At 69.2% G+C, this 15543-nt stretch carries 17 protein-coding genes; 12 read left to right on the forward strand and 5 right to left on the reverse strand.

Going from position 1 to position 15543, the window contains the following annotated elements:
* Window positions 1-159 precede the first annotated feature (159 nt).
* The 8 genes from OWR29_RS42930 (at window position 160) to OWR29_RS42965 (ending at window position 7173) form a co-directional block, all read left to right on the forward strand.
* The gene (locus OWR29_RS42930; protein WP_267569393.1) at window positions 160-645 is read left to right on the forward strand and encodes a flagellar protein FlgN; all 486 of its coding nucleotides are present in this window, start codon (window positions 160-162) and stop codon (window positions 643-645) included.
* Window position 646: 1 nt separating this feature from the next.
* Complete coding sequence (gene flgK, locus OWR29_RS42935) at window positions 647-2056, forward strand: flagellar hook-associated protein FlgK (protein WP_267569394.1); 1410 nt, start codon at window positions 647-649, stop codon at window positions 2054-2056.
* Between the two features lie 28 nt (window positions 2057-2084).
* Entirely contained in the window at window positions 2085-2981 is an 897-nt protein-coding gene (gene flgL / locus OWR29_RS42940) for a flagellar hook-associated protein FlgL (RefSeq protein WP_267569395.1), read from the forward strand.
* Between the two features lie 2 nt (window positions 2982-2983).
* Window positions 2984-3421: a flagellar assembly protein FliW gene (fliW, locus tag OWR29_RS42945; RefSeq protein WP_267569397.1), complete on the forward strand. Its 438-nt coding sequence runs from the start codon at window positions 2984-2986 to the stop codon at window positions 3419-3421.
* Window positions 3422-3520: 99 nt separating this feature from the next.
* Entirely contained in the window at window positions 3521-3763 is a 243-nt protein-coding gene (csrA, locus tag OWR29_RS42950; protein WP_267569398.1) for a carbon storage regulator CsrA, read from the forward strand.
* 142 nt (window positions 3764-3905) lie between these two features.
* On the forward strand, window positions 3906-5450 hold the full coding sequence (locus OWR29_RS42955; protein ID WP_267569399.1) for a methyl-accepting chemotaxis protein: 1545 nt from the start codon (window positions 3906-3908) through the stop codon (window positions 5448-5450).
* A 109-nt stretch (window positions 5451-5559) separates the two neighbouring features.
* The gene (locus OWR29_RS42960) at window positions 5560-6297 is read left to right on the forward strand and encodes a hydrolase (protein WP_267569400.1); all 738 of its coding nucleotides are present in this window, start codon (window positions 5560-5562) and stop codon (window positions 6295-6297) included.
* Window positions 6298-6378: 81 nt separating this feature from the next.
* The gene (locus tag OWR29_RS42965) at window positions 6379-7173 is read left to right on the forward strand and encodes an SRPBCC family protein (RefSeq protein ID WP_267569401.1); all 795 of its coding nucleotides are present in this window, start codon (window positions 6379-6381) and stop codon (window positions 7171-7173) included.
* Window positions 7174-7176: 3 nt separating this feature from the next.
* On the opposite strand, the gene OWR29_RS42970 is transcribed toward OWR29_RS42965, so the two are convergent.
* On the reverse strand, window positions 7177-8286 hold the full coding sequence (locus OWR29_RS42970) for a sensor histidine kinase (protein ID WP_267569403.1): 1110 nt from the start codon (window positions 8284-8286) through the stop codon (window positions 7177-7179).
* A 57-nt stretch (window positions 8287-8343) separates the two neighbouring features.
* On the reverse strand, window positions 8344-8556 hold the full coding sequence (locus OWR29_RS42975; protein ID WP_267569404.1) for a DUF7455 domain-containing protein: 213 nt from the start codon (window positions 8554-8556) through the stop codon (window positions 8344-8346).
* Window positions 8557-8869: 313 nt separating this feature from the next.
* Between OWR29_RS42975 and OWR29_RS42980 the strand changes: the two genes are divergently transcribed.
* Window positions 8870-9262, forward strand: coding sequence for a response regulator (locus OWR29_RS42980; RefSeq protein WP_267569405.1), 393 nt, complete (start codon window positions 8870-8872; stop codon window positions 9260-9262).
* A gap of 139 nt (window positions 9263-9401) precedes the next feature.
* Here the strand turns inward: OWR29_RS42980 and OWR29_RS42985 are convergent, their stop codons facing one another.
* Both OWR29_RS42985 and OWR29_RS42990 read right to left on the reverse strand, forming a co-directional pair.
* The gene (locus OWR29_RS42985; RefSeq protein ID WP_267569406.1) at window positions 9402-10154 is read right to left on the reverse strand and encodes a class I SAM-dependent methyltransferase; all 753 of its coding nucleotides are present in this window, start codon (window positions 10152-10154) and stop codon (window positions 9402-9404) included.
* 2 nt (window positions 10155-10156) lie between these two features.
* Window positions 10157-10912: an SDR family oxidoreductase gene (locus OWR29_RS42990; RefSeq protein WP_267569408.1), complete on the reverse strand. Its 756-nt coding sequence runs from the start codon at window positions 10910-10912 to the stop codon at window positions 10157-10159.
* A 124-nt stretch (window positions 10913-11036) separates the two neighbouring features.
* On the opposite strand from OWR29_RS42990, the gene mshA reads away from it, so the two are divergent.
* The 3 genes from mshA (at window position 11037) to OWR29_RS43005 (ending at window position 13845) form a co-directional block, all read left to right on the forward strand.
* Window positions 11037-12305, forward strand: a complete 1269-nt coding sequence (gene mshA / locus OWR29_RS42995) for a D-inositol-3-phosphate glycosyltransferase (RefSeq protein WP_267569409.1) — start codon at window positions 11037-11039, stop codon at window positions 12303-12305.
* On the forward strand, window positions 12299-12790 hold the full coding sequence (locus tag OWR29_RS43000; protein ID WP_267569410.1) for a type III secretion system chaperone family protein: 492 nt from the start codon (window positions 12299-12301) through the stop codon (window positions 12788-12790). The genes mshA and OWR29_RS43000 overlap by 7 nt, the downstream gene beginning before the upstream one ends.
* A 74-nt stretch (window positions 12791-12864) precedes the next feature.
* The gene (locus OWR29_RS43005; RefSeq protein ID WP_267569411.1) at window positions 12865-13845 is read left to right on the forward strand and encodes a hypothetical protein; all 981 of its coding nucleotides are present in this window, start codon (window positions 12865-12867) and stop codon (window positions 13843-13845) included.
* A gap of 354 nt (window positions 13846-14199) precedes the next feature.
* On the opposite strand, the gene OWR29_RS43010 is transcribed toward OWR29_RS43005, so the two are convergent.
* On the reverse strand, window positions 14200-15525 hold the full coding sequence (locus OWR29_RS43010) for an MFS transporter (RefSeq protein ID WP_438872725.1): 1326 nt from the start codon (window positions 15523-15525) through the stop codon (window positions 14200-14202).
* Window positions 15526-15543: the final 18 nt, after the last annotated feature.

Below are 15543 nucleotides of genomic sequence, written 5' to 3' on the forward strand. Positions count from 1 at the left end.
CGGCGATTTCCGGCGAATACGAAGAAACCTGAATCCAACTCGCATGAACCCGGAATGCACCGGATCGGGGGAAATCCCTCAGCGGAGTCGCACCCGTGCCGACGTGTCCGAATGAGCGGGTTCGTTCGGGCCCGACCGAAGGCGAGACGGAGGACCAGGGTGAGTCTCACCGACCTGGCCAGCGTCCTGTGGCGTTCACGTGAGCTGCTCGAGATGCTGCTGTTCAAGCTCGAGGAGGAGCAGTTGCTCCTCGCGGCCAACCGCTCGCGCTGGCTCAGCCACGCCACCCGCGAGGTCGAGGTGGTGCTCGAACAGATCCGGCAGACCGAGGTCATCCGGGCCGCCTACGCGCAGGACGTCGCGGTCGAGCTCGGACTTCCCCCGGAGGCCTCGCTGGGCGAGCTCGCCGACGCCGCCCCCGCTCCCTGGTTCGACCTGTTGCACCAGCACCGCAAGGCGTTCCTGCTGCTGACCTCCGAGATCAGCGCGCTCGCCGACGTCAACCGAGACCTGCTCACAGCCGGCCAGCGCGCAGCTCGCGAAACCATGCTCGCGTTCGCCGAAACTGTGGAAACCTACGGACCGCAGGGCCAGACCGTTTCCGGCGGCGTGCGCCGCTCCAGCCTGGTGGATGAGGCGATCTGAGATGGCTAGCAGCTTCAGTGGAATCAACACGGCGCTCACCTCGCTCTACGCGCAGCGCCGGGGCCTGGACGTCACGGGCCAGAACATCGCCAACGCGAACACCGAGGGCTACACCAAGCAACGGGTACGCATGGCGTCCCAGACGGGCAGCCTGAACCCCGGTGTGTACGCGACGACCACGCAGGTCGGCAACGGCGTGACGGTGGCCGGCGTGGAGCGCGGCCGCAACGCGTACCTGGAGGAACGGGGTCGCACCGAACACGCGAACTCCGCCTACCTGTCGACCCAGAAGGCCACGTACAACCAGATCGAAAGCGTCCTGGCCGAGCCGAGCGACACCGCGCTGCAGGCCCGTCTGCACGACATGTGGGACGGCTGGAACGACGTCGCCAACAACTGGCAGGACCCGTCGACCCGCTCGTCACTGCTCGAGAAGAGCCGGACCGTCGCCATTACGCTGAACGACACCCGCGGCTCGCTCGCCAATCAGTTCGGCGCGAACCTGAACGAGATGAGCGCGTACGTCGACCAGGTCAACACGATGGCCGACAACATCGCGCAGATGAACAACCAGGTCGTGGTGGCCCGGGCGGCCGGTCTCGAGACCAACGAGCTGCAGGACCAGCGCGACGTGGCCATCATGAAGCTCTCGGAGCTGGTCGGCGCCACCACCGAGGCCAAGCCGAACGGCTCGGTCAACGTCTACGTCGGCACGTCCCCGCTGGTCAGCGACTTCTCGACGCGCAAGCTGGAGCTCTCGGGGCCGCCCAACCTCGACTCCTGGGACGCCGGCACGCAGGTCGCCCTGAAGTGGAAGGGCACCGACACGACGGCCGTGCCCGGCGGCACCATGGGCTCGATGCTCGACACGATGAACACCATCATCCCGGGCATCACCAAGCAGCTCGACGACGTGGCCAAGTCGCTCGCGACCAGCGTCAACGGCCTGACCACGACGGCGTACGACGTGAACGGCGACCCGGGCACCGCGTTCTTCTCGGGCACGACCGCCCGCGACATCAAGGTCGCGATCGACGACCCGGACAAGGTCGCCTTCTCGGCCGGCAACCCCAAGGCCGTGCCGCCCGCGGTCGCCGCGATCGACAACGACAAGGCCGACGAGCTGGCCGCGCTGGGCACCTCGCAGAGCGGGCCGGACGCGATCTATCAGCAGGCGATCGGCCAGCTCGGTGTGGCGTCGCAGGCCTCGGCCCGGCGCAGCGAGATCCAGGACGCCGTCCGCGACCAGGTCGACACGTCGCGCGAGGCCGAGTCGGGGGTCAACCTCGACGAGGAGATGACCAACCTGCTGACCTTCCAGCGCGGGTACGAGGCCGCCTCCCGGGTGCTGACCACGATCGACTCGATGCTCGATCAGCTGATCAACCGCACCGGCCTCGTCGGCCGATGACCGCGCGGCCGCGTCGTAGGGGGATCGCATGACCATTCCGAGCAGAGTCACCGACACCAGCATGCGGCACCGCATGCTGGGCGACCTCAACCGCAGCATGGCCCGGGGCCAGAAGCTGCAGGAGCAGATCTCCAGCGGCAAGCAGCTCAGCCGGCCGTCCGACTCTCCAACCGGGACAGTCACGTCGCTGCAGCTGCGCGGCGAGATGCGAGCCACCCAGCAGTTCGCCCGCAACGCCGACGACGGGCTGGGCTGGCTGGGCACCATTCAGGACAAGCTCGGCGACGCGTCGGGTCAGATCATCCGCGTACGCGATCTGACCGTGCAGGGTCTGAGTTCGGCCAACAACGCGTCGGCCCGTGAGGCGATCGCCGTCGAGATCGACAACATTCGCCAGTCGATGATCGGCGAGGCCAACACCAAATACCTGGGCCGGCCGGTTTTCGGCGGGACCACACCGGGCGCGGTGGCGTTCGACGACACCGGTAAGTACGTCGGGAACGACGGGCAGACCACCCGCACGGTCGGACCGAACGCCAAGGTCCGGATCGACACGACCGGCGCCGAGGCGTTCGGCGCGGAAGGAAGCGACACTCAGCTCTTCAAGGTGCTGGGTGACCTTTCCGCAGCGCTTCGCAGCAATGACGACATGGCGCTGAACACGGGCCTGAGCAACCTCGATACGGCCCACGATTTACTAAAGTCCACCCTTTCGGACGTTGGCGCCCGATATAATCGGATTACGCAGATGAAGCAGTCCGCTGATGATCATTTGCTCTCCGTGACGTCGCAGCTGTCCGACATCGAAGACGTCGACCTGCCCAAGGCGATCATGGAATTGCAGATCCAGCAGACGTCTTATCAGGCCGCCCTGGCCGCCTCGGCCAAGGTGATCCAGCCCTCGCTCATCGATTTCCTGAGGTGACCATGACTACTCGCACCGCGTCCCGAACCACTGAGGACACCATGATCGACCCGTCGCTGGGCCTGCCCACCATCACGATGGCGGTGCCCATGCCCGGCTTCCCGGCTCACCGGGAATTCGTCCTGGTGCGGCTCAACGAAGACGGCCTGCTCTACGCGTTCACGTCCACCGAGGACCCCGACCTGCGCTTCCTCGTCGCGCCGCCGGAGCCCTTCTTCCCGGACTATGCGCCCGAGCTCGAGGCCGACGTCTTCGCCGCGCTCAACACCAAGGACCCGGACCGGCTCCTGCTGCTGACCGTCATCACGGCCGGCGCCAACGAGACCACGGCCAACCTGATGGCGCCGATCGTGGTCGACCGCGACACCATGCGGGCCATGCAGGTCGTGCTGAGCGGCTCGGGTTTCCCGGTCCGCGCGGTCATGAACCCGGTCTACTGACGCTGCCTGTTCACGAAGGATCAGCCGGCGCGGTCGCGGGCTCGCGACCGCGCCCGGCTCGCGATGCTGTCCGTCCACGGATGGAGGAGGGCACCGACGATGCTCGTACTGACCCGGCGCTCCGGGGAGAGCGTGATGATCGGCGACACGGTCGTCATCACCGTGCTCGAGGCGCGTGGCGACGTGATCCGGCTGGGCATCCAGGCTCCGCGTGACGTTCAGGTGCATCGCGAAGAGGTGTACCGGGAGCTGCAGACATCCAACCGAGAGGCCGCTTCGCCCACACAGGACGAGGTGCGGGCGGTCAGTAAGATGCTGCAACCACCGACCACATCGGACTGAAGCAGTGCCGAACGCCCCGTCGCCGGTCGACGGGGCGTTCGTTTTTCCCCGGATTTGGCCAAAAGCTGATCCTGAGCGCCGAAAGAACTGAAAACTGTTCATAACCGCGCACGCGGTCAGCACCGGCGTCCAAGGGGGATCGATGTCGCGATTGGCGCACCTCGGCATTGCCAAACGGCTCGGACTGATTGTGGCGGTCGGCGCCGTCATGCTGGGCGCGCTGGCTGCCATCTCGCTCTCCGGCCAGAACCGGTTGTCCGCCCAGGGCAACAACGTCTCGCGCCTGCAGGCCTGTCAGGCCGCCATGAACCACCTCGACACCCGGCAGAGCGAGCTCAAGGTGGACGCCTACCGGTCGGCGCTCGGCCAGGACGTGAGCCAGGACGTCGTCGACGACGTGCAGTCGGCCACCGAGGCCGCGGACGCCGTGCAGGCGTGCGGACTGCCGGACGACATGGCGCAGACGTTCACCCAGGACCGGCCGGCCTTCGTCGACTTCGGACAGTTCATCTCCGACTTCGTCGGCTCCGCGGACAAGCGTAGCCGGATCGGTCAGATCGCCGAGCGCAACAACGCGACCGACGACGCGCTGGGGGCGCTGCTCGACCGGGTCACCGCCGCCGTGGACACCGAGCGGGGCGACATGGCCAGCACGATCAGCAGCACCCGGACGCTCTCGATCGTCGTCGCCGTGGCCGGGCTCGTGCTGCTGATCGGCCTGGCCATCCCGCTGGCCCGCTCGATCCTGGTGCCGGTGCGGCAGCTCGGCGCCGTCATCGAGGCGCTGGCCCGCGGCGACCTGACCAACCGCAGCGGCATCACCAGCCGCGACGAGCTGGGCCGGATGGCGGCCGGCCTGGACGGCGCCCTGGAGTCGATCCGCGACTCGCTCACCACGATCGGCCACGACGCCGATGCCCTGGCCGGCGCGGCCAGTGAGCTGTCGGCGGTGGCCGCGCAGATCGCCGAGGCGGCCCAGCGCACCGACCGGCAGTCGGCCTCGGCCTCGACCGAGGCGGACGAGATCTCCCGCAACGTGCAGACGGTGGCGGCCGGCGCCGAGGAGATGGGCCTGGCGATCCGGGAGATCTCCCGCAACACCAGCGAATCGGCCCAGATCGCGGCGGTGGCCGTGGCCGAGGCGGCCCGGGCCACCGAGACGGTCCGTCAGCTGGGCGACTCGTCGGCCGAGATCGGCAACGTCATCAAGCTGATCACCTCGATCGCCGAGCAGACCAACCTGCTGGCCCTGAACGCCACCATCGAGGCGGCCCGGGCCGGCGAGGCCGGCAAGGGCTTCGCCGTGGTCGCCAGCGAGGTCAAGGACCTGGCCCAGGAGACGGCCCGGGCGACCGAGGACATCGGCACCCGGGTCGCGGCGATCCAGCAGGACACCGGTGGGGCGGTCGAGGTCATCTCGCGGATCAGCGAGGTCATCGCCCAGATCAACGACTTCCAGACGACGATCGCCTCCGCCGTCGAGCAGCAGACGGCCACCACCGGCGAGATGAGCCGCAGCATCGCCGAGGTGGCGAACGGCTCGGCCCGCATCGCCGGCAACATCTCCGACGTCTCGACGGCCAGCGCCGAGGCCGTACGCGGCGTCGAGCAGACTCGCACCGCGTCCGACGGCGTGGCGCACACCGCCGACGAACTGCGCAGCCTGGTCAGCGCCTTCCGGCTGTGACGCCGCGCACCCGGACTGCACCGGCCCGTAACCAGGGTTGACAACACCGCGACCGCATTCTTCTTTCTCAGACGGGAAGAGCCCGTCGAGCATCAGGCTGGGAGAGACAGTGGGCGCGGAGCGGGAATCAGTCATCGGTGTCGTCGTCGACGCACTGGATCTGTCCACCGATGCCCACGTGCACACGGGCTTCGCGGCCGGCCGGGACGCGGTCGGGGTCGTCGTCTCGGCGGCCGACCGGGCCGGGCTCACCGCTGTCACCTTCGCCGACCAGGTCGGTCCCGATTCCACCTGGCTGTCCGCCTACGCCGACTCGGTGCGCCGGGCCCAGCGGCGTACGGAGATCGACCTGCGCATCGCGGCCGAGATCGAGGTCGTCCGCCCGGACGGCTGGCTCGCCCTGCCGCCGGACCTCGGCCACCTCGAGGCCGTCTCGGTCGCCGTCTCCGGCCTGCCGCTGCCGGGCGGCCCGGCCGGCCCCCGTGAGCTGCGGGAGATGCTGGCCGCCGGCGAGCTCACGGCCGATCAGGTTGCCGAGACGCTGGTGACCGCGACCGTGCGCGGGATCGACCGGGCCTCCCGCTACGCCCCGACCCAGCTCGCCCGCCCGCTCAGCCTGCTCGCCCAGGCCGGCCTGGATGACGCCGTGCTGTCGCCCGACCTGATCGACGCCCTGGCCACCGCGTGCCGCCAGACCGGAACCGTGGTCGAGATCAGCGAGGCCTGGCGGTCGCCGTCGCCCCGCGTCGTCGCGCTGCTGCGTGCGGCGGGGGTGGTCCTGGTTCCCGCGAGTGACGCCCGGTACGCGACCGAGGTCGGCCAGTGGCAGTACCTGCGCCGGGTCTGAGCGAAACAGAAGTCGCCGGGTAGTCGTCTCCGTACTCTCAGTCATGCCGAAGTCAGCACGCGAAGGCATGGGAGAGATGCGATGAGTATGGTTCAGCAGGCCATCGAGGTGAGTGCGCCGTTGCACACGGTGTACGAACAGCTCGCCGCGTTCGAGAACTACCCACAGTTCATGAGCGGCGTGCGGGAGGTCACCACGGTCGGCGACGACCGCACGCACTGGGTCATGGACGTCGAGGGCAAGCGCCGCGAGTTCGACGCCCAGATCACCGAGCGCTCGATGGACGAGCGGGTCTCGTGGGCCACCACCGACGGGCCGCTGCTCGCCGAGACGGTCACCCTGCGGCCCATGGGTGAGATGAAGACGCAGGTGGTCGCCCAGCTCGAGGCCGACGTCGCCTTCCTCATGCCGAACGACCGGCACGGCCAGGCCTCGCTGAACAAGCGCCTGAAAGCCGATCTGACCGCCTTCAAGGGCATGGTCGAAAGCGGTGCCAGTACGAAGAAACTGAGCCGCCCGGTTCCGACCCCGGCCGCGATCGCCGCCCGCGCCCGCAACCGCGCGCACCCCGGCGCCGGCTGGGGCACCAGCGCCGGTGAGCACAGCAACGCCAGCCGGGCCGACCTGCCGTTGCACGGGGTGGGCCGCACTCCGATGGCCGCCGGCGTCGACATCACCAGCGCGCCCGGCATCACCAGCGCCCACGACCTCGACGACGTGCTGGCCCCCGGTCGCCGCATCGCCACGGCCGGCCCGATCAGCGGCGGTCCGGCCGCCGGGGCCAGCGCCCGGATGGGCGGCCGCACCACCGGGCGGGACGCCTGGGGCGACGGCATGATCAACGAAGAGGACCGGGGCAGCGCCCACGACCTGTAGCTCTTACGTCAGCGGCCGGCTCTCGAAGGAGCCGGCCGCTTCCCATGTCAGAAGCATGCGGGCCCCGTGCGGGGTGGCGTGCTCGTAGCGGATCGACCCGCCGTTCGCCTCGACCAGGTGGCGAACGATGAACAGACCCAGGCCGGCGCCGCGCACGAAGCGGCCGAAAAGAGTGGGCAGCAACTCGTCGGAAATGCCCGGCCCGCTGTCTTGCACGGCCAGTTCGACCTGCTCGGCGCGGCGCTCCGCCGTCACCAGGACGGGGGTCTCGCCGTACGCGAGGGCGTTCTTGACCAGGTTTTGCAGCACGATCTGCACGTGCCCGCGGTCGGCCAGCACCGACGTGTCGTCGTCGATCTCGACCCGGACGTCGCCGGGACCTTCCGCGACGGACTCGGCGACCTCTTTCAGCGGCACGGGATTCCGCCGCGCCGTGACCGAGCCGGTGTCCAGCCGGAACAGCAGCTGCAGGTCGTTCATCATCTTGATCAGGCGCTGCGTGTTCTTGTCGATCTTGGTGGCCAGCTCGAGCCGGATGTCGTCGGGCAGGTCGTCCCAGTCCGCGCGCAGCAGCTCGGCCAGGCTCGCGATCGAGCTGATGGGCTGGGCGACGTCGTGGGTCAGCATCGACGTGAGGTCGTTCTTGAAGGTGAGCGCGGTCTCGAGGTTCTTGTGCGCCTCGCGCAGCCGGGCTGCTTCCCGGGCCGATTCCGCGCTCTCGGCGCGCAGCTTGGCTGTCTCGGCCCGTTCCTTCTCTTCTTTCTCGCGCAGCTGTGCCGCTTCGGCTCGGTCCTGTTCGCGCAGCTGTGCTGCTTCGGCCCGGTCCTGTTCGCGCAGCTGTGCTGCTTCGGCCCGTTCCTTTTCGCGTAGCTGCACTGCTGCGGCGAGGGCGGCGCGCAGGTCGCCGGTGATCCGGCGCTGCTTCATCGCGGCCCAGGCGAGGGCGAACCCGGCCGGAACGAGAACGACCGCCGGTACGGCGAAATAGCCGTCCGGCGGATCGTTTTCGAGTGACATGAGCACGGCCGCGACGCCGGCGAGGGCGATCGCGGCGCCGGCGAACCCGGCGATCAGCCGGGGTGGCCTGCCCAGATCACGCGCCGCATCCTGCACGTAATCCCCTCAATAACTGAGGAAGTGAGCATAACGCGACGCAAGCGTGTCAAGCGGTCACTTTCCGGCCCACTCGAAGCCGTCCTCGAGGACGATGCGCTCGCCCACGCGGACGATGTCGTCGCTGTGGCGGTTGGCGTGGTGGCCGCAGAACGCCAGCTCGCCGCCGCTGGTCAGCGTGACCACCAGCTTGGCGGCGGCACTGCAACGGTCGCAGCGCTCGGTCAGCGAAGCAACGGTGGTGATCTCGGGCGACAGCAGGCTGGACATATCGCACTCCTTGCTCAGTGGCGGTGTGTAGCGGTACTCCGTGTTGATCGGCTCCGCACTACTCCGCTTTAGCTGTTCTCTTCGATCTTCCAGGCCCCTGACGCGGCCCCGGAGGCGTTGCAACCCAGGTGCAACCGGGCCACTCCACAACTTCCCCAACTCATTGCGGGCATGCGTATTCCGGCGCGTGAGGTTGCTGACAGCCCGCGCTCGCGAACGGTGATGGGCAAAGGCCGGACCGTGCAACCTGCTGACGCTAGCGTGAGAGCGCGAGCCGGCACGGAAAGTGACATCAGAACCACCGGGAGGATCCATGTCGCAGGCGCCCGCACCCGAGACGCGGCCCACGGTCCTGGTCGTCGACGACGAGGAGGACCTGCGCGACATCATGCGCCGGATGCTCGAGCGCCGCGGCTTCGCCACCCTGATCGCCGGCGACTCCCAGCAGGCCATCACCGCCTGCCGCGAACACCCGGGCGACATCGACATCCTGGTCACCGACCTGGGACTGCCCGGCGTCTCGGGCGGGGAGCTGTCCCGCTCGGCCACCCAGCTGCGGCCCGAGATGAGCGTCGTCTACATCTCGGGGCTGCCCAAAGAGATCGCCGTGGCCGACGGGCTGATCGGCGAGGACGCGTTGCTCGTGAAGAAGCCGTTCAGCAGCGAGGTGCTGGTGCAGACCCTGCGGTCCGTGCTCGGCGAGTAGGACCGCAACCGAGGCGCACCGGACGACCCACCCCCGCGGCACCTGTCACCCAGCAATCTGGGTGACAGACATTAATCGCCCCCCTGGAGCCGGGTCGATCCGCTGCGGAGGATCGGCCCGGCTTCGACTTCTTTCCGGGTCACGCCGGCCACGGCACGGTGATCTCGCCCAGCCGCCACCGCGCCGGGCCGTCGAGCACCGGCCAGCCCTCCTCGCGCATCCGCCGGCAGGTCGCCAGCCAGCGTTGCCGCGGCCCGAACGGGGTCGCCTCGGTCTCCCAGGCACGACCCAGCGCCCGCAGCAACTCGTGCACGGGCTCGCCCGGCACGTTGTGGTGGATCAGCGCCTTGGGCAGCCGCTCGGCGAACGTCGCCGGATGATCCAGATCGGGCAACCGGGCCGACAGCGTGAGCGTGCTCGGGGCGCCCGCCTCGACCACGGCCCACGTGGCTATCCGGCCCAGCTCGTCGCAGGTGCCCTCGACCAGCACGGCGCCGGTCGCGGTCATCGCCGCCCAGGCCGCGGCCACCTCTTCCTCGGCGTACTGCCGCAGCACGTTGAAGGCGCGCACCACGGTGGGCCGCAGGCCGGCGAGCTCAAAACCGCCACGGCGGAACTCCAGCAGTGGGGGCGCCGCATGCGGCTGGGCGGCGGTCACGCGTACGGGATCAATTTCGAGACCCACCACGGCGACGTCGGCCCGAACGGCTGCCGCCAGCCGGGCTCGCAGTTCGACCGCCGTGACCGGAGTGGCGCCGTACCCGAGGTCGATCACCAGGGGCTCGGCGGCCGCCCGCAGAAGATCGCCGCAGCGGTAGGCCACGTAATTGTCGACACGGCGCAGTCGGTTGGGATTGGTCGTCCCCCGGGTGATGGCGCCGACCGGCCGCACGACTACTTCTCCCGGTGGACCTTGTGCTGGGCGGCCTGGGCGATCGGGCGCACCACGATGCGGTCGAGGTTGACGTGGTGAGGCCGGGTGGCGGCGAACGCGATGATGTCGGCGATGTCGTCGGCCACCAGCGGCTCCTTCACCCCGTCGTAGATCGCGTCGGCCCTGGCCTGATCGCCGCCGAAGCGCTTGAGCGAGAACTCGTCGGTGCGCACCATTCCGGGGTCGACCTCGACAACGCGTACGGGCTGGCCCGACAGCTCCAGCCGCAGCGTGCCGACCAGGGCGTTCTGCGCGTGCTTGGCCGCCGTGTAACCGCCGCCGCCCTCGTACACCGTGAAGGCCGCGGTCGAGCCGACCGTCACGATCGTCCCGTTGCCGCTCGTGACCAGGGCCGGCAGCAGCGCCTGGGTGACCCGCAGGGTGCCGAGCACGTTGACGTCGTACATGGCCTGCCAATCCGCGGCCGAGCCGGACGCGACCGGATCGAGGCCGAACGCCCCGCCCGCGTTGTTGACCAGGAGCGTCACCGGCCCGCCGAGCGCCTCGACCGCCGCCGCGAGCGACGCGACCGACTCGTCGGACGTGACGTCACACTCCACCGCGGTCGCGGCCGGGCCGATCTCAGCGATCAGCTCGGCCAGCCGGTCGGCCCGCCGGGCCGCCGCCACGACGTGGAATCCCTCGGTGGCGAGCCGGCGTGCGGTGGCCGCCCCGATTCCGCTCGACGCGCCAGTGACCACTGCGATGTTCTGCATGCCCCCATCCTTCCCGATGACATGAGTCACCCCAGGGTGACGAGATTGTGGTTCGAACCACCTGGCCGGGGAAGATAAGTGACTGAGCAACAATCCCCGTGTCATAGGCCCAGGAGGAACAATCGTGGCAGAATGGCCGACCCCCCGGCGCATCGCCACCCTCTCGGTTCACACGTCCCCGCTCGAACAGCCGGGCACCGGCGACGCCGGTGGCATGAACGTGTACATCGTCGAGGTCAGCAAGCGGCTCGCCCGCCTCGGCGTCGAGGTCGAGATCTTCACCCGCGCCACCCGCGGCGACCTGCCCCCGGTCGTCGAGATGGCGCCCGGCGTCACCGTCCGGCACGTCACCTCGGGGCCGTTCGAGGGCCTGTCCAAGGAAGAGCTGCCGGCCCAGCTGTGCGCGTTCACCAACGGCGTGCTGCGGGCCGAGGCGGCGCACCCGCCGGGCCGCTACGACCTGATCCACTCGCACTACTGGCTCTCCGGTCAAGTCGGCTGGCTGGCTCGCGAGCGGTGGGGCGTCCCGCACGTGCACACCGCGCACACCCTGGCCAAGGTCAAGAACCGGCTGATCGCGGCGGGCGACCGGCCCGAGCCCAAGGCCCGGGTGATCGGCGAGGAGCAGGTGATCGCCGAGTCCGACCGGCTGGTCACCAACACCCGGTTCGAGGCGCAGGATCTGGTCGGCTACTACGACGCCGATCCGGCCCGGGTCACCGTGGTCCAGCCCGGTGTCGACCTCGACCGGTTCCGTCCCGGGCGTTCCGATCGGCGGCGGTTCGGGCTGCCCGAGCACGGCCGGGTCGTCGCCTTCGTGGGCCGCATCCAGCCGCTCAAGGCGCCCGACGTGCTGATCTCGGCGCTGGCCGCGATGAGCACGTCCGACACCACGCTGGTCATCTGCGGCGGGCCGAGCGGCAGCGGGCTCGAACGGCCGTCCGCGCTCATCGAGCTGGCCGAATCCCTCGGCGTCAGCGACTCCGTGGTCTTTCTGCCGCCCCAGGACTCCGACGGGCTGGCCGCGCTCTACCGCAGCGCCGACCTGGTGGCCGTGCCGTCCTACAACGAGTCGTTCGGTCTGGTGGCGCTTGAGGCACAGGCCTGCGGCACGCCGGTCGTGGCGGCCGCGGTGGGCGGGCTCGTGACCGCCGTACGCGATGGGTTGAGCGGTGTTCTGGTCGACGGGCACGATCCGCGCGAATGGGCCCGGGTCCTCGACAGCCTGCTCGCTGCGCCTTCGCTGCGGCGGAAGTTGTCGGACGGGGCGGTGTCGCACGCGGCCGGCTTCTCGTGGGACCGCACAGCCGAAAATCTGGTTCAGGTCTACCGTGAGGCGGTGACCGAGCACCGCGCGTTGATCGCGAAGCGCCTGGAGGCGTACGCATGGTGACCGACCTGATCGAGAAGGCGCTCACCGACCGTGAACTCGAGTGGGAAGTCACCGGCCCCGGCTCGTACGTGGTGACCCTGCCCGGCACGCACAAGCTCAAGACGGCGTGCAACCTGATCGTCGGCGAGCACGCGCTGCGCATCGAGGCGTTCGTGATGCGCCGCCCCGACGAGCGGCACGAAGAGCTGTGGGCCTGGCTGCTGCGGCGCAACGCCCGCATGTACGGGGTGTCGTTCTCGATCGATGCGGCCGGCGACGTCTATCTGACCGGGCGGGTGTCGCTCACCGGGCTGGACGAGGACGAGCTCGACCGGTTGCTGGGCGCGGTTCTCACGTACGCCGACGAGTCGTTCGACACCATGCTCGAGATCGGCTTCGGCTCGTCGATCAAGCGCGAGTGGGAGTGGCGCGTCAAGCGCGGCGAGTCGGTGGCCAATCTGCAGGCGTTCAAACATCTCGCGCCGCCGGAGGAATCGTCCTCTTAGGCCGTGTCGGCGATCCGGAACCGGGTAGTAAATCGGTGCAGAGGAAATTGCCGATGAATGAGAGGTGAATAGGCGTGGCCGCGACGAAGACTGCTGCTGCCAAGAAGCGGGCGAGCCGGAACGACACTCCGAACACCCCGGACGTGAGCGAGAGCAAGATCGCCCGGATGAAGGTGGACGAGCTGCGCCGGAAACTCGAGAATCGCGGCGTCAAGGGCACGGACGGGCTGAAGAAGCCGGAACTGGTCAAGAAAATGATCAAGGCCGAGCTCAAGGAGGCTCGCGGCGGCGGGAAGAAGAACCCGACCAGCCGCAACGACACCCCGGACACCCCCGAGGTGAGCGAGAGCAAGATCGCCCGGATGAAGGCGGCCGACCTGCGTACCCGGCTGAACAAGCTCGGGGTCAAGGGCACCGACGACATGAAGAAGGCCGAGCTGGTCGAGCGGTACGTGAAGGCCGAGCTCAAGGCCGCCCGCTCGTCTTCGTCCTCGTCCTCCAAGCGCGGCGCTGCCTCCGGCTCGAAGGGCGGTTCGGCTTCGAAGGCCGGCTCGACCGCTAAGGGCAGCTCGGCTTCGAAGGCCGGCTCGACCGCTAAGGGCAGCTCGGCTGCGAAGGGCGGCTCGACCGCAAAGAGCAGCTCGGCTGCGAAGGGCGGCTCGACCGCGAAGAAGAGCGCGGCCTCGTCGGACGGCGGCAAGCGGACCGGCAAGAAGGCGTCGAAGTCGCTCGACTACTCGCAAGAAATCAAGTCGACCACCGACAAGCCCGAGCGCAACGGCCGCAGCCTGGTCACCACCGACCACGAGGTGATCCGCCAGTGGGCCAAATCGCGCCGCGCCGTTCCGTCGACGGTGGCCGGCACCCAGCACGACGGGCACCTGGGCGTGCTGCGCTTCGACTTCCCCGGATACTCCGGCGACCGGCTCGTCGAGGTGAGCTGGGCCGAGTGGTTCGAGGCCTTCGACAAGCGCCGGCTCAACTTCATCTACCAGGAGCGGCGTTCGGGTGGCGAGCGGAGCAACTTCTTCCAGCTCGAGAACCCCGACGAATGACCACAGTCCGGACTGTCGCTTTTGTCCGGCCCAATTGTGGGACAGGTCATCCGCCGATCGGCTAATAGTGGGTAACTGTGATGGTGCAGACAGATGGCGGACAGCCAGTTGGCTTGTCTGCCTTGACTGCCCCAACTAGCGTAATCAATGGACGTCGGACCGTTAGTTCGGGGAACTGGTTGATCGGCAACGATCGCCGCGGCCGGCGTTTGGGGACGGGTGGCATATGCCGTTGGGGGACGGCGCGACCCGAGACCGGCGGTTAGTGCGGGCGACGCCTATGGGGATGGGCGTCGTCCGCCGCCGCCGGTGCCAACGGACGGTCTTCGGGCCGTCCTTTTTTCATGCCCGGAATCAGGCCACGTTTGCGGTGGCGGATGTCTCGGAGCGGATCGCTGCCACCCGTCGTTCCCGTGGTGGGCCGGCCATCAGGTGCAGGGCGGCCGCGGCGGCGCCGAGAGCGCCGATGACCAGCCAGTGCGCGTTGCCGAGGTATTGCAGGCCGGCGCCGCCCAGCGAGGGGGCCAGGAAAGACGCGGCGGGGAAGGTCAGGAAGAACACCGCCTGGTAGCGGCCGCGCAGGGCCAAGGGGGCGAGCTCTGAGTTGATCTCGGCGTTCGGGGGTGCGGCCAGCATGCTGCCGAGCGTCCAGATCACGGCCGCGGTCAGATAGAGAGCCAGATGGTCGGCGATGGCCAGCGCGGCGAAGCCGGCGCCATTCAGCAGCAGGGCCAGCGCCAGCACTCGGGCTTTGCGGCGGCCGTCGATCAGGCGGGGGATGAACAGTTGGCCGACGACGATCAGGGCGCCGCCCAGGGCCACCACTGCGCCGTAGGCCGACGGGCTCAGGCCGTCCGCGTGCATGGCCAGCGGCACGATCGTGCTCGCCTGGGTGTAGATGAGCGCCTGGATCAGCGTGAGGCCCACGAAGACCAGGAAGATCCGGTCGGTGAGCACGGTTCCCAGCCCGCCGGGTGAGGTCGCCGGCTTGCGTGTCCCGGCCGGCGTGCCGTCTGATGCCGAGGAAAAGCTGGCCGGTGGGTCCGTCGATGCCGTGGAGAAGGCGGACGGGGTCGGCGAGAACATGGCGGGGCGGAGCGTTTCCGGGACCTTCCACGCGATCAAGACGCCGGTGGCCAGGGTGCAGGCGGCGTCGATCAGGAACAGGCCCTGGTAGCTCCACTGAGCCAGCAGTCCGGCCAGCAGCGAGGCGCCCGCCAGGCCGAGATTGAGCGCCCAGAACTGCAGGTTGAAGGCGCGCGACCGCTTCTCGGCGGGAGTCACGTCGATGATCGCGGCGACGAACGCGGGCGCGGCCATCGACTGGGCGATACCCAGCAAAGCGCACAGAGCCGCGATCGCGGGAAGCGGCGTGGTGAAGGCGAGCAGGGCCAGGGCGGCCACCGTGGCGAAGTGGGAGACGAGCAGCGTACGGCGCCGGCCCCAGCGGTCGGTGAGAACGCCGCCGGCCAGGGTGCCGAGCAGACCCCCGATGCCGTACGTGCCGACGATCAACCCGGCCTGGGCGGTGCCCGCGCCGCGCTGCGAGGTCAGGTACAGCGAGAGGAAAAGCACCGCGAAGCCGCCGACCTTGTTGATCAGCAGGCCCGTCCAGAGATACCAGTACGTGGCGGACAGCCCGCCGGCCGTGTCGCGAAGCCATGCCCGCACGGGCCGCACTCCCTGTAGTAAACCGTC

The organism is Paractinoplanes pyxinae (assembly GCF_026626335.1).
In the GTDB taxonomy this organism is placed as follows: Bacteria; Actinomycetota; Actinomycetes; order Mycobacteriales; family Micromonosporaceae; genus Actinoplanes; species Actinoplanes pyxinae.

Coding starts and splice junctions, on each gene's coding strand:
- OWR29_RS42965 (WP_267569401.1), top strand. CDS start 6,379: ATGAGTATGGTTCAGCAGGCCATCGAGGTGAGTGCGCCGTTGCACACG.
- OWR29_RS42980 (WP_267569405.1), top strand. CDS start 8,870: ATGTCGCAGGCGCCCGCACCCGAGACGCGGCCCACGGTCCTGGTCGTC.
- fliW (WP_267569397.1), top strand. CDS start 2,984: ATGACTACTCGCACCGCGTCCCGAACCACTGAGGACACCATGATCGAC.
- csrA (WP_267569398.1), top strand. CDS start 3,521: ATGCTCGTACTGACCCGGCGCTCCGGGGAGAGCGTGATGATCGGCGAC.
- OWR29_RS42975 (WP_267569404.1), bottom strand. CDS start 8,556: ATGTCCAGCCTGCTGTCGCCCGAGATCACCACCGTTGCTTCGCTGACC.
- flgL (WP_267569395.1), top strand. CDS start 2,085: ATGACCATTCCGAGCAGAGTCACCGACACCAGCATGCGGCACCGCATG.
- OWR29_RS42955 (WP_267569399.1), top strand. CDS start 3,906: ATGTCGCGATTGGCGCACCTCGGCATTGCCAAACGGCTCGGACTGATT.
- OWR29_RS43000 (WP_267569410.1), top strand. CDS start 12,299: ATGGTGACCGACCTGATCGAGAAGGCGCTCACCGACCGTGAACTCGAG.
- flgK (WP_267569394.1), top strand. CDS start 647: ATGGCTAGCAGCTTCAGTGGAATCAACACGGCGCTCACCTCGCTCTAC.
- OWR29_RS42990 (WP_267569408.1), bottom strand. CDS start 10,912: ATGCAGAACATCGCAGTGGTCACTGGCGCGTCGAGCGGAATCGGGGCG.